The organism is Mycobacterium sp. DBP42, assembly GCF_005924235.1.
Taxonomy (GTDB): domain Bacteria; phylum Actinomycetota; class Actinomycetes; order Mycobacteriales; family Mycobacteriaceae; genus Mycobacterium; species Mycobacterium syngnathidarum.
This window is the reverse complement of the sequence record NZ_VCMY01000022.1, coordinates 1-13006: the sequence shown is the minus strand read 5'-3', so window position 1 is coordinate 13006 and position 13006 is coordinate 1. Positions and strand designations below refer to the sequence as shown.

Sequence of the window (13006 nt, the reverse complement as noted above, 5' to 3'; positions counted from 1 at the left end):
TCGCGGCATGGCAGCAGCCCTGAGCGCGATCACCGAGCATGTGCACTTCGCACAAACCGACTTGGTCAACTGGACGCTGGTGACCGACGGCGCCCGGGTCATGCTGATCGACGCCGGGTTCCCGGGGCAGCGCGAGGACGTCATCGGTTCGGTCCGCCAACTCGGCTTCACCATCGACGACATCGCCGCCGTGCTTCTGACCCACGCCCACATCGACCACTTCGGTACCGCCATCTGGCTGGCGAAAACCCATGGAACACCGGTGTTTTGCCACGATAGCGAACTGGGCCACACCAAGCGCGAGTACCTCGAGCAGGCCGCGCCGGCCGATGTGGTCCGCAATATCTGGCAGCCCCGCTGGCTGAAGTGGGCCGCCACCATCACCGCCAAGGGCGGGATGAACCACGACGGCATCCCGACCGCCCGGTCGCTGACCGCCGAGATCGCCGCGGGGCTGCCCGGCGCGCCCACAGCTGTGCCCACCCCCGGGCACACCGGCGGGCACTGCTCCTTCATCGTGGACAGGGTTCTGGTCAGTGGCGACGCCCTGGTCACCGGACACCCGCTGCTGCGGGCCACCGGCCCGACCCTGCTGCCGGCCCTGTTCAACCACGACGAGGCGGGCTGCCTGTCCAGTTTGAAGACGCTGGCCGCGGTCGAGGCCGATGTGATGCTGCCCGGGCATGGTCCGGTATGGCGTGGATCCATCGCCGACGCTGCCGCTGCCGCGGCCGACCGGCACGCCTAGTGCTGCAAGATGCGGTACCCCAGTAGGAAGAACCCGGTCAGGCACAGGCCGCAGGCGAGCACGATCGTCGGCATCAGGACCATCTGATCGAGTTCGTCGGGGTCGAACACCTCGTCGTCGTACACCGAGCCAAACAGCACCCGGGCAAACTTGGTCCGGCGGAACGCGTGCATCCGCCGCCGTGATTCCGCCGAGTCCGCTCGCCGACCGATGAAGAGCCGCAAAGCCACCCCGGTCGCAAACACCACCGCAGCCGCTGCCAGCAGCAGCGATCCCACGATTACCTGGAGACTCGGCAAATACCCCCCTAGCGGTGACAACAGCTTCGGGGCCAGCCTAGCCGGACAGCTGCCTCTCGAAGGCGATCGGGAAGACCGCCCCCTCCCCCTCGGGCGGCAGCGGGGCGGTCAGCCGCGTGTAACCGGCCGAGTCGTAGAGCGCCTCGGCCTCCGGCTGCAGATGCCCGGTCGTCAGATAGATCCTGCGGTACCCGCGTGCCGCGATCTCGCCTTCGAGGTGCGCCAGCAGCACCCTGGCGTACCCCCGCTTCCGATACCGGCTGTCGGTCCAGATGCGTTTGAGTTCGGCGGTATCGGCGTCGAATCGGGTGAAGGCACCGCCGGTGACCGGCACGCCGGCGAGCACACCGATGTACATCCCGCCCGACGGCGGGGCGAACTCGTCGGCGGTTTTTCCCCGCAACCAGCCCATCATCAGCTCGGGGGTACCGCCGTAGCGGCCCGAGTACTCCACGGACAACTCCGCCAGCAACGGCTCGGCCAACGGATCGTCCAGGCCGACCGCAACGAATCGCACAGCGCTCACGCCCGAGCCTCCTACTTCCTGGCGAGGTAGTAGTAGTTCGCCGGGTCCTGTTCGATCTCGGCAACTTCCACGTCGACGAATCCGGCGTCGTTCAGCATCGACACGGCCAACTGCCTGCCCCACATCGTGCCCAGGCCGGCGCCTTCCAATCCGAGTGAGACCGACATGCAGTGCATCAGCGAAACGGTGTAGCGATAGGTGCTCATCGCTACGCCGATGTTGTCTTCCAGCCGGCTCGACGCCTTCACATCGGCCATGAGCAGGACGCCACCCGGCCGCAGCGCGCGATAGATGTTCTCCAGCACCCGGGCGGGCTGCGCCTGGTCATGGATGGCGTCGAATGCGGTGATGAGGTCGTAGGCTCCGGCCTGATCCAGGGCCGCCAGGTCGGCGGCGACGAATGAGGCGTTGGTCAATCCGCGTTGCGACGCGCGGGCGGACCCGGTGGCGGTCGCCTCCACCGAGAAGTCGATACCGGTGAAGCGACTGTCCGGATAGGCCTGCGCCATCAGACCGATGGCATACCCACTGCCACAACCGAAGTCGGCGACGTCGATACCGCCTTCCAAACGTCGGGGCAGGTCAGGGACCAGCGGCAGCACGGCACTGATCAATGCCGCGTCGAACACCTCGCCGCTGCGCTCGGCCATGATCGTGTGGAAGCGCGGATAGTGGTCGTAGCTCAGCCCGCCGCCGTCGCGGAAACAGCCGAGGATCTCCTGTTCGACCTCGCACATCAGCGGGACGTACTGGGCCAGGCGGGCCAGATTGTTCAGGCCGCCGGCCCGAGTCAGCACCTCGGCGCGGTGGGCGGGCAACCGGTACGTGCAGGACTCCGCGTCGTAGTCGACCACCCGGGCGGCGGAGACTCCGCCGAGCCATTCACGTACATAGCGCTCATCGAGACCGGCCGCCTCGGCGATCTGGGAGCTGGTTGCCGACGGCAGCTTCGCCATCGTGTCGAACAGCCCGGCCTGGTGGCCGAGACTCAGCAGAAGCGTCAGCCCTGAGCTGTCGATCGCCGAGGTGATCCGCTCGGAGAAATCGTCGACTGTCTCGGTAACTACCTGCTGATCGGTGGCGTTCGTCATCACGCCCGCCCAGAGTACGCCACCACCTCCACCCCCTTCCGCACCAAACTTGACACGTGTAAAGTTCGCCGCCATGGACAACATCAGGGGCAAGACCATCGCGATCACCGGCGCCGCCCGCGGCATCGGTTACGCCACCGCCAAGGCGCTGCTGGCCCACGGTGCCCGCGTCGTCATCGGCGACCGTGACGTCGCCCTTCAGGAGTCAGCCGTCGTCGACCTGAGCAAGCTCGGCCAGGTCTCGGGCTACCCGCTCGACGTCACCGACCGCGAATCATTCGCCACCTTCCTCGACAAGGCCCGCACCGACGGCGGCGGCCACATCGACGTACTGATCAACAACGCCGGCGTGATGCCCGTCGGACCGTTCCTGGAACAGAGCGAACAGTCGATCCGGTCCAACATCGAGGTCAACATGTACGGCGTGCTCACCGGCTGCCAGCTGGCGCTGCCGGACATGGTCAAGCGTCGCCGCGGCCATGTCATCAACATCGCCTCCCTGTCGGGCTTGATCCCGCTGCCGGGCCAGGTGGTCTACGTCGGCTCCAAGTACGCGGTGGTCGGGCTGTCCACCGCACTGGCCGACGAGATGGCCCCGCACGGAGTCAACGTGTCGGTGATCATGCCGCCGTTCACCAACACCGACCTGATCTCGGGCACCAAGTCCGGAGGGGCGATCAAGCCGGTCGAGCCCGAAGAAATCGCAGCAGCCATCGTCAAAACCTTGAACAAGCCCAAGACCCACGTGTCGGTCCCGCCGCCGCTGCGCTTCACCGCACAGGCCGCGCAGATGCTGCCGCCCAAGGGCCGTCGCTGGATGAACAAGAAGCTGGGCCTGGACAACGTGTTCCTGGAGTTCGACGCCGCCAAGCGCAAGAGCTACGAGGACCGGGCCCAGGCCGCCCAGGGTGTCATCGACTCCGACGGGAAGAGCTAGCCGAACTCCGGCAGCGGCTGACCGGCGCGATAGCCCTCGATGACGTCGAGGGCTCCGTCGATCAGTTCGTCATGGGTGAACTCGTAGCGCTCGACGCTTCCGACGAACACCACCCGCACGATCTCGCCGTCCTCGGCGGCATCCAGCCACAGTGAGGTCACCGGCAGGCCGTCCTCCACGTGGGCTCCGGACGGCTCGTAGAACCACACCGCGTAATCGTCGTTCGACTGTTCCTCGTCGAACTCCCAGCCGCGCTGGGTGATTCGCTCATCGAACTCGGCCAGGTCGGCGACGACGGCATCGGGGATGTCGGCCAGCTGATCGACGGACTCCGCCGAGATCCGATTCACGTTCCGGACGGCCTGCCGCTTGCGGCGGCGGGCCTTCTTGGCGTCAGATCCCCGGGACACGCGCTATCCCAGTGCCTGGTCCAGGTCGGCGATCAGGTCCTCGGTGCCTTCCAGGCCGACGGAGATGCGCACCACGCCGTCGCCGAGGCCGATGGCCGCGCGCCCCTCCGGACCCATGGCCCGGTGCGTCGTGGTCGCCGGGTGGGTGATCAGCGTCTTGGCGTCGCCGAGGTTGTTGGAGATGTCGATGACGCGCAGCTTGTCGAGCACCTCGAAGGCGCGGTCCTTCGCAGATCCATTCTTGCCGGCGGCAAGCTCGAAGGTGACCACCGTGCCACCGCCGCTCATCTGACGCTTGGCCAGGTCGTATTGCGGATGCGACTCCAGGAACGGGTACTTCACCCAGTTCACCCCGGCCTTGGCCTCCAGGAACTCGGCCACCGACTGCGCCGAACGGTTCGAGTAGTCCACCCGAACTGCAAGGGTCTCAAGGCCTTTGAGCAGCGTCCAGGCATTGAAGGCGCTGATCGCCGGGCCGGTGTGGCGCATGAGCTTCTGCACCGGGCCGTCGATGTACTCCTGGTCGCCCAGGATCGCCCCGCCCAGCACCCGGCCCTGGCCGTCGATGTGCTTGGTGCCGGAGTACACCACCACGTCCGCACCGAGCGGAATACCCTGCTGCAGCAATGGCGTAGCAAAGACGTTGTCCAGCACCACCTTTGCGCCGGCAGCATGCGCCAGCTCGGACACCGCGGCGATATCGACCAGGGACTGCATCGGGTTCGACGGCGTCTCGAAGAACACCGCCGTCGTGGGGACCGACAGTGCCTCCTCCCATTGCGAGAGATCGTCGCCGTCGACGAACACCGTCTCCACGCCCCAGCGCGGCAGGATCTCGTTACACACCACGAAGCACGACCCGAACAGGCTGCGGGCGGCCACCAGCCGGTCACCCGCGCCCAACAGCGCACCCAGCGCGGTGAACACCGCCGCCATTCCGGTGGCAGTGGCGAAGCACGCCGGCGCGCCCTCGATGAGGCGCAACCGCTCCTCGAACATCGAGATGGTCGGGTTGCCGTAGCGGGAGTAGACGAATCGGTCGATCTCGCCGGTGAAGGCCTTCTCCGCGGCGGCCGCGGACTCGTAGACGTAGCCCGAGGTCAGGTACATCGCCTCGGCGGTTTCCTCGAACTCCGAGCGCAGCAGACCGCCACGCACGCCGATGGTGGCCTGGCTGACGCCTTCGGGCAGCGCAGCCGGGATCCGGACAGATGGGATGTCAGTCATGCGGTTCTCAACTCTGTATCCAGGGCAGCCCGACGGCCTTCCAGCCGGTACCGCCACGGTGACGGTTCTCGTCAAGGTTGCCCTCGAATCCGTCGAGCACGTTGTAGGAGGGGCCGATACCGGCCGCGGTCGCGGCCTCGGCAGCACCGATCGAACGATTGCCCGAGCGACACAGGAACACCACCGGACGCTGGCCCGGCGTCACGCCCGCCGCGTTCAGGTCATCGACGAATCCATCGTTGTGGGTGCCGTCGTTCCGGTTCCACTCCACGTACACCACGTCACGCTCAAGGGTGGACAGGTCCGGCACACCGACAAATCGCCATTCGGCGTCGGTCCGACAGTCCACCAGCACGGCCTCGGAGTTCTCACTCAGAAGCTTCCAGGCCTCCTCGGGCGTGATGTCTCCCGCATAGCTCACGGGCGTGAGTCTCCCATACTCGAGCAGACCCGCCATTGGCCGTCCTCACGCACGAACGTCGTCTCGGTGTTCACCTTGGCATCAGGGGTGTTGTCGAAGTGATAGACCACGGTGGCCGTCGCCCGATCCCCGTCGACCTTCACCTCCGTCACGTCGTCCACATACCGGGCACCCCGCTTGGCCACCGAATCACGCTGGCGGGCAATGAAATCCGACTCGACACCGCGTAGGGCGGCGCAGGTGTAACCGGAGAACTCACCGAAGTTCTCCCGCTGCAGCGCATCGTTCTGGCCCACCGCGGCAAGAGCGACCTGCTGCTCGTCGCTACGACCGTCGGAGCCGAATACGTTGAGCAGAACCACAACGATCACCACGAGCACAATGACGGCCAACGCGCCCAAGAACGGCACCATCGTGGGCCGATCCGGTGTTTCGTCCTGCTCAGCCATCCCGGCCTACCACAGCTTGCGCAACGCGGTGCCGACGCGACGGGCCCGGTCACGGGCGATGATCACGTCGGGAGCCGTGGCCAACGCCACCCCGAGGCGGCGCGGAGCGTCGGATTCGCCCGGACGACCGAACAACCGCACATCGCTCTCCGACGTGGCCAGCGCGTCGGCCAACACCGCACCGATGTCGGCTGACGGTTCGCCGGCGTCGGCCCCGCCGTAGGTGACCTCGACGGCCGCCGGCGAGATCATGATGGTGTCCACGGCCAGCCCCAGGATCGCCCTGGCATGCATCTCGAACTCCGACAGCCGCTGGGACCGCAGGGTCACCAGCCCGCTGTCGTGGGGACGGATGCGCACGTCCGAGAAGTACACGTCGTCGCCCTGAACCAGCAGCTCAACGCCGAATACCCCGCGGCCGCCCAGCGAGTTCACGATCCGAGCGGAGATCGACTTCGCCGCATCCAGCGCGGCCGGCGACAACGGCTGCGGCTGCCAGGCCTCCAACACGTCGGTACCGACCTGGCGGTGCCCGATCGGCTCACAGAACTGCACACCGGGACCGGAGGGTCCGGTGGTACGCACCGTCAGCATCGTGATCTCGTACTCGACCTCGACGACAGACTCGGCCAGCACCCGGTTGTGGACGATGTGGCCTGCGGTGGTCGCGCGCTGCCAGGCCGGTTCGACGTCATCGGGGCGAAGCAGCACCGACTCGCCGTCACGCTGGGCGCCCACCACCGGCTTGACCACCAACGGGAAGCCGGCATGCTCGGCCACCGCGGACAGCTCCTCGGCCGACCCGGCGAACCAGAACGGCACCGTGGGAAGGCCCAGCTCATCTGATGCCAGCCGGCGCAGCCCCTCGCGGTCCTGGGAGAGCCGGATGCTGCGCGGGGCCGGCAAAACCTCGATGTCGCCGCGCTCGGCGACCGCGATCAACGCGTCGGCGGCGATGACACCGGACTCGGCCACCACATAGCGCGGCTTCTCCCGCTCGATCAGCGCGGCGAGTTCCTCGGCGTCGTTCATCTTGACAACCGCCGAACGGTCCGCGACACCGTGCGCGGGCGCGTAATACCGGTCGACGGCCACCACCACGCCGCCCAGCCGCTGGAACGCCAGTGCCAGCTCCCGGCTCAGCTCACCGGACCCCAGCAGCAGCACGGTCGCCGCAGGTTCGGTGGGTTTGACGGCCTCCGTCGGCTGGTCTGGTCCGTCGTCGGTGGCCTCGGCCGGGGCATCTTCGGCGCCGTCGACCTGGTCGTCGGTCAGGGCAGGTGTATCCCCGGCGGGCTGCACGTCTTCTATCGATTCACTCATCGCACGCACCAGCCTGCCAGATGGTCACCCGACTCGATGGTCGATATAGCACCAACGCCAGCTCTCGCCGGGTTCCGCCGAACGCATGACCGGATGCCCCGACTGCTGAAAATGCTTGGTGGCATGCTGATGCGGGCTCGAGTCACAGCAACCGACGTGGCCGCACGCCAGACACATCCGCAGATGCGCCCAGTTGTCCTCGCCGAGCTCTTCGCAGTCCTGGCACTGTCCGGGCGTCAACGGCTGTGGCTCGTCAACCGCCGCGTCGAGATGTTCACAGGTGCGAGACGCCGGAGCCTGCTCGCGCCGGCGTGATCTCCTCAACATGTTGACCAAGGATAAGCAAGCACACGCAAAGGAGGGCTGACAACGTGGGTGCCTCACTGCTGGCGGCACTGGTCGCCGCGATCCTGCTCGCCGCCGTCGCCCGCCGCTACGACGTCTCGGCACCGCTGGCGCTGGTGGTGGCCGGGCTGGCCGGCAGCGCGCTTCCCGGCCTACACGACGTACACCTGGACCCCGACCTGGTGCTGTTCGTGATCCTTCCGCCGCTGCTGTGGTCGGCGGGCCTGGAGAGCAGCTACGTGGCGTTGCGGCGCAACATCCGCCCCATCGGGTTCTTGGCTGTCGGCCTCCCGCTGGCCACGACGTTCGTCGTCGGCATCGTCGCCTTCAACATCGTGCCCGAACTCACCATCGCCGCAGCCCTGACCCTGGGCGCGATCGTGGCCCCGCCCGACGCGGTATCGGCCACGGCCGTCGGCCGCCGCCTCGGCCTCCCCCGGCGCACCATGACACTGCTGGGCGGGGAGAGCCTGTTCAACGACGCCACCGCGCTGACGGCCTACAAAGTGGCCCTCGGCGCCGCCATCGGCACCGCGGCCACCTGGAAGAGCGGGCTGAGCACCTTCGCCCTGGCCGCGGTCGGCGGCGTGGTGGTGGGCTGGGTGATCGGCATGGTGGTGCACTTCATCCGCACCCGGCTCGACGATCCACTGGTCGAGAGCGCGATCGGCCTGGTCGCGCCGTTCTTCACCTATCTGCTGGCCGAGGAGATCCACGGCTCGGGCGTGATCGCCGTGGTGCTGGCCGCCCTGTTGCTCGGCCAGCGTGAGTCCCAGGCGGGCTATGCCACCCGGCTTCAGGACAAGGCGGTGTGGAAGGCGCTGCAGCTGATCCTGGAATCATTCGCGTTCCTGCTGATCGGCCTGCAGCTGCCGAAGGTGATCAGTGACCTGGCCGGAATCTCGGCGGCCACGCTGGCGATCTCGTCGGCCGGCGTGCTCATCACGGTGATCGGGGTGCGGATGGTGTGGGTGTACGCGACCACCTATCTGCCCCGCCTGCTGTCCAAACGGATCCGCAACCACGAACCCGAACCGCCGCGAGCCCAGGTGTTCGTCGTGGCCTGGGCGGGTATGCGTGGCGTCGTGTCCCTGGCCGCGGCGTTCGGTGTCCCAGCCACCACGCTGTCCGGCGAGCCGTTCCCGGGCCGCCCGCAATTGGTGTTCCTGACCTTTGTCGTCGTAGTCGGAACACTCTTGCTGCACGGGCTGACCCTGCCTTGGTTCATCCGAGTGCTGGGAGCGCACAGCGACGAGGCCCACAGCGACGCGATCGCCACCGCGGCCGCCCAGGACAAGGCGGCCCGGGCCGCCGCCGAGCGACTCGATGAGTTGCTGGCCGAGCAATCGGCCACCACCGACGTGCCCCAGCGCGCCGCCGATGTGTTACGGGCCTGGAATACCCGGCGGCGCAACGCCGCCTGGGAGCGGCTGGGCCGCGGCGAGGACGACATCGGCGAGAGTCCCACATCGGCGTTCCGTCGACTACGCCTGGAAATGCTTGCCGCCGAACGAGACACGTTCATCGCCGAACGCGATGCCGGTCACATCGACGACGAAGTGCTGCGTACTGTGCTGCATGGGCTCGATCTGGAAGAGGCGACACTGAATCGTGATTAGGCGTTTGACGTGGCTGGCTGTGCTGGTCGTGGTGGTCTCCGGCGGGCTTTTGGGTCTGCTCAGCGGAAGCGACGCCGCCTCACAATCTCCCGTCGCCGTGCCGGCCGACGCCGAATCGGCGCGAGCCGACGCCTTGCGGAGCGAATTCCCCGGCGGGGATCAGGTGCCGGCGATCCTGGTGGTGACCCGCACCGACGGCGGTGAGCTCACCATGGCCGACGTCGACGCCACCGCCGCCGCCCGCAACCGCATGACCGATGTGCCCGGACCGCCGTTGATGGTCTCCGACGACGGCAAGGCCGCAGTGGTCACCGTGCCGCTGAAGGCCGGCCTTTCGGGTTTCGGACTCAACGACGCCGTGAAGGATCTGCGCGCCACCGCCACCAAGGGATTGCCTGCCGAGTTGCGAGCCGAGATCACCGGTGGCCCCGCGTTCGGCGCCGACATCGCCAATTCGTTTGCCGGAGCGAACATCACACTGCTCGCGGTGACCGCGACGGTGGTGGCCCTGCTGCTCATCGTCACCTATCGCTCGCCGGTGCTGTGGCTGGTGCCGCTGCTGGTGATCGCCTTCGCCGACCGGGTCGGCTCCGTCGTCGGGACCGCGGTGGCCTCAGGGTTCGGCCTGAGCCCGGACGGTTCGACATCAGGCATCACGAGCGTGCTGGTGTTCGGTGCGGGCACCAACTACGCGCTGCTGTTGATCTCGAGGTACCGCGAGGAACTGGGCCGCACCGAGCAGCACCGCGAAGCCCTCGTGCTCGCGGTACGTGCCGCCGCGCCGGCGATCGTGGCGAGTAACGCCACGGTGGTCCTGGCCCTGCTGACGCTGCTGCTCGCCTCCGCACCCAGCAACCGCAGCCTCGGGGTTCAGGCCGCGTCCGGCCTGGTGATCGCCGCGATCTTCGTGCTGGTGCTGTTGCCGCCGCTGCTCGCACTGTGCGGCAAGCGACTGTTCTGGCCCTTCATCCCCAAGGTCGGTGCCACGCCGCTGACCGAAAGCGGTGTCTGGCACCGGATCGCGGACTCCGTGGCGCGCAAGCCCGTCCGCGTCGCGGTGGCCGCACTGGCCGGCCTGGCCGTGTTGTGCACCGCGCTGCTGGCCACGCCGATCGGGCTGACCCAGACCGAGCAGTTCCGGGTGCAGGCCGAATCCGTCAGCGGTTATCGAACCTTGGCCGCGCATTTCCCGAGTGGTCTGACCGACCCCACCCGCGTCATCGCCTCCACCACCAAAGCCGGTGCGGTGCAGCGGGCGATCACCGACACCCCCGGCGTGGTCTCCGCCGTTGCGGCGGGTCAGTCACCGACCGGTCTGACCCAGTGGTCGGTGGTGCTCAAAGCCGAACCTGCCTCCGATGAGGCTTTCGAAACCGTTGACGCCCTGCGTGAGTCGGTCCGCTCAGCGGATGCCACCGCGGTCGTGGGCGGGTCCGACGCCCAGGCCAGGGATGCCGCCACGGCAGCCCAGCGCGATCGGCTCGTGGTGATCCCGGCGATCCTGACAGTCGTGCTGGCGGTGCTCTACCTGCTGCTGCGCTCGGCGCTCGCACCGCTTGTGCTCGTCGGCGTCACCGTGCTCAGTGCGCTGGCCGCCCTCGGCTTGGGCGGCTGGGCCAGTGTGCACATCTTCGGCTTTCCGGCACTGGACAACAGCACCCCGCTGTTCGCATTCCTGTTCCTGGTCGCCCTCGGCGTGGACTACACGATCTTCCTGGTGACACGGGCCCGCGAGGAGACCCCGGAGTACGGCACGCGGCAAGGCATCGTGCGCGCGGTGTCGGCCACCGGCGCGGTGATCACCAGTGCAGGCATCGTGCTGGCGGCGGTGTTCTGTGTGCTGGGTGTGCTGCCGCTGATCGTGCTGACCCAGCTCGGGATCATCGTCGGGCTGGGCATCCTGCTGGACACGTTCGTCGTGCGCACGGTGATCATCCCGGCGCTGTTCACGTTGATCGGCCCGCGGATCTGGCGGCCCGGCTTGCGGGCGGACCCCTAGCGATCACGCGCGTACCGTCGAGGAATGACCGAGGCACCAGCACTGCCCCCGCTGCACATGCGGCGCAACGCCTTCGACCCGACTCCAGATCTGCATGAGATCCGCGAGACCGACGGCGTTCGTCAGGTCATCAGCGCGCTCGGCAACCCCGTGTACCTGATCACCCGCCACGAGGACGTCAAGGCCGTGCTGGGCGACCACGAGCGGTTCTCCAACAGCCGGCCACCTGGTTTCACCCTGCCCGGGGCGCCCGCGATGTCCGAGGAGGAGCTGGCCAGCGCCCGGGCCGGAAACCTGCTGGGGCTCGACCCGCCCGAGCACCAGCGGCTACGCCGCATGCTCACCGCGGAATTCACCATCCGCCGGATGAAACGGCTCGAACCGCGCATCGTCGAGATCGTCGATGCCCGACTCGATGCGATGGCCGCGGCCGGACCGCCATCAGACCTGGTGGCCGATTTTGCACTCCCCATCCCGTCACTCGTGATCTGCGAATTGCTCGGGGTGCCCTACGAGGACCGTGACGACTTCCAGCACCGCTCGACACTCCAACTCGACCTGTCCCTGCCCATCGCCGAACGTCTTGCGCTGCAACGGCAGAGCCGTGACTACATGCGTGGCCTGGTCGGACGGGCACGCCAGGACCCTGGTGAGGACATCCTCGGAATGTTGATCCGCGATCACGGCACCGAATTGAGCGATGACGAACTCGTCGGCATCGCCGGTCTGCTGCTGCTTGCCGGTCACGAGACCACGTCGAACATGCTGGGCCTCGGCGTCCTGGCCCTGCTCCGCCACCCCGACCAGTTGGCCGCGGTACGCGACGACCCGGACGCCGTCGGCCCCGCCGTCGAGGAACTCCTGCGCTGGCTGTCCATCGTGCAGAACGCGATCCCACGCTTCACCACCACCGACGTCGAGGTGGCCGGGGTGCGGATTCCCGCGGGCCAGTTGGTCTTTGCTTCCCTGCCCGCCGGCAACCGCGACCCCAACTTCATCGACAGCCCCGACGCGCTCGACATCCGCCGTGGCGCACCCGGACACCTGGCCTTCGGCCACGGCGTGCACCACTGTCTCGGCGCTCCGCTGGCCCGCATGGAAATGCGGATCGCCTTCCCGGCCCTGCTGCAGCGCTTCCCGGACCTGGCGCTGGCCGAACCATTCGAGGCGGTGCAATACCGGTCTTTTCACTTCATCTACGGGCTCAAATCGTTGGCGGTAACGTGGTGAATGCCATGAAAGTAGAAGCAGATCAGGACGCCTGCATCGCATCGGGCAACTGCGTGATGATCTCCGACGTCGTCTTCGACCAGGACGACGACGGTGTGGTCGAAGTCCTTGTCGACGAGGTACCCGACGATCAGATCGATCAAGCCCGCCAGGCCGTCAAACTGTGCCCCGCCTCAGCATTGAAGCTCACCGGGGAGTGAACGTAGGGCAGCTCAGAAGGGTGGTGGTGGTCCGTATTCTTCGGCGAGCCAGGCCAGGTAGTCGTTTTGGGTTTGGAGGTCGTTGTTGAGTTCGGCGCGTAGCCGTCGTTCTTCGGCGATGCGGTCGCGTTGGTCTTGTTCGCGGGTTTGATACCTCTTGGGCATCTTGGCCCCGCGCCCCG

Annotated in this window: 15 protein-coding genes; 6 read left to right on the top strand and 9 right to left on the bottom strand. The window is 67.5% G+C overall.

Translation table 11 applies throughout. The annotated features are described in order from the left end of the window. Positions 1-7 precede the first annotated feature (7 nt). Positions 8-748 (top strand): MBL fold metallo-hydrolase, encoded by a 741-nt coding sequence (locus E0T84_RS19270; RefSeq protein ID WP_138745239.1) that lies wholly within the window; start codon positions 8-10, stop codon positions 746-748. Here the strand turns inward: E0T84_RS19270 and E0T84_RS19265 are convergent. The 3 genes from E0T84_RS19265 to E0T84_RS19255 are packed head-to-tail and all read right to left on the bottom strand — an operon-like array spanning position 745 to position 2664. Beyond that, complete coding sequence (locus tag E0T84_RS19265; protein WP_171055089.1) at positions 745-1026, bottom strand: hypothetical protein; 282 nt, start codon at positions 1024-1026, stop codon at positions 745-747. The genes E0T84_RS19270 and E0T84_RS19265 overlap by 4 nt on opposite strands. 58 nt (positions 1027-1084) lie before the next feature. Beyond that, positions 1085-1573 carry a GNAT family N-acetyltransferase gene (locus E0T84_RS19260; RefSeq protein WP_138745238.1) on the bottom strand — a complete coding sequence of 163 codons (489 nt, stop codon included), beginning with the start codon at positions 1571-1573 and terminating at the stop codon, positions 1085-1087. Positions 1574-1584: 11 nt separating this feature from the next. Next, entirely contained in the window at positions 1585-2664 is a 1080-nt protein-coding gene (locus E0T84_RS19255; protein ID WP_138745259.1) for a class I SAM-dependent methyltransferase, read from the bottom strand. A gap of 73 nt (positions 2665-2737) precedes the next feature. Here E0T84_RS19255 and E0T84_RS19250 point away from each other — a divergent pair, with 73 nt between their 5' ends. Beyond that, complete coding sequence (locus E0T84_RS19250; RefSeq protein WP_138745237.1) at positions 2738-3601, top strand: SDR family oxidoreductase; 864 nt, start codon at positions 2738-2740, stop codon at positions 3599-3601. Here the strand turns inward: E0T84_RS19250 and E0T84_RS19245 are convergent. Genes E0T84_RS19245 through E0T84_RS19220 form a run of 6 tightly spaced genes read right to left on the bottom strand, consistent with a single transcriptional unit; the run spans position 3598 to position 7758 of the window. After that, positions 3598-4011 carry a hypothetical protein gene (locus tag E0T84_RS19245; protein WP_138745236.1) on the bottom strand — a complete coding sequence of 138 codons (414 nt, stop codon included), beginning with the start codon at positions 4009-4011 and terminating at the stop codon, positions 3598-3600. The two genes, E0T84_RS19250 and E0T84_RS19245, sit on opposite strands and share 4 nt — an antisense overlap. A gap of 3 nt (positions 4012-4014) precedes the next feature. Then, positions 4015-5238 (bottom strand): O-succinylhomoserine sulfhydrylase, encoded by a 1224-nt coding sequence (locus E0T84_RS19240; protein WP_138745235.1) that lies wholly within the window; start codon positions 5236-5238, stop codon positions 4015-4017. Positions 5239-5245: 7 nt separating this feature from the next. Continuing rightward, the gene (locus E0T84_RS19235; protein WP_070946608.1) at positions 5246-5659 is read right to left on the bottom strand and encodes a rhodanese-like domain-containing protein; all 414 of its coding nucleotides are present in this window, start codon (positions 5657-5659) and stop codon (positions 5246-5248) included. Continuing rightward, complete coding sequence (locus E0T84_RS19230) at positions 5656-6108, bottom strand: lumazine-binding protein (RefSeq protein ID WP_138745234.1); 453 nt, start codon at positions 6106-6108, stop codon at positions 5656-5658. Before E0T84_RS19230 ends, E0T84_RS19235 begins: the two co-directional genes overlap by 4 nt. Positions 6109-6114: 6 nt before the next feature. Beyond that, complete coding sequence (purT, locus tag E0T84_RS19225) at positions 6115-7431, bottom strand: formate-dependent phosphoribosylglycinamide formyltransferase (RefSeq protein ID WP_138745233.1); 1317 nt, start codon at positions 7429-7431, stop codon at positions 6115-6117. A gap of 24 nt (positions 7432-7455) precedes the next feature. Beyond that, positions 7456-7758: a UBP-type zinc finger domain-containing protein gene (locus E0T84_RS19220; protein ID WP_083284329.1), complete on the bottom strand. Its 303-nt coding sequence runs from the start codon at positions 7756-7758 to the stop codon at positions 7456-7458. 44 nt (positions 7759-7802) lie between these two features. Here E0T84_RS19220 and E0T84_RS19215 point away from each other — a divergent pair, with 44 nt between their 5' ends. The 4 genes from E0T84_RS19215 to E0T84_RS19200 are packed head-to-tail and all read left to right on the top strand — an operon-like array spanning position 7803 to position 12824. Next, positions 7803-9395, top strand: coding sequence for a Na+/H+ antiporter (locus tag E0T84_RS19215; protein WP_070946604.1), 1593 nt, complete (start codon positions 7803-7805; stop codon positions 9393-9395). Beyond that, on the top strand, positions 9388-11394 hold the full coding sequence (locus E0T84_RS19210) for an MMPL family transporter (RefSeq protein ID WP_171055088.1): 2007 nt from the start codon (positions 9388-9390) through the stop codon (positions 11392-11394). Before E0T84_RS19215 ends, E0T84_RS19210 begins: the two co-directional genes overlap by 8 nt. 24 nt (positions 11395-11418) lie before the next feature. Beyond that, on the top strand, positions 11419-12624 hold the full coding sequence (locus E0T84_RS19205; RefSeq protein WP_070187588.1) for a cytochrome P450: 1206 nt from the start codon (positions 11419-11421) through the stop codon (positions 12622-12624). 5 nt (positions 12625-12629) lie between these two features. Beyond that, positions 12630-12824 carry a ferredoxin gene (locus E0T84_RS19200; protein ID WP_070187587.1) on the top strand — a complete coding sequence of 65 codons (195 nt, stop codon included), beginning with the start codon at positions 12630-12632 and terminating at the stop codon, positions 12822-12824. Positions 12825-13006: the final 182 nt, after the last annotated feature.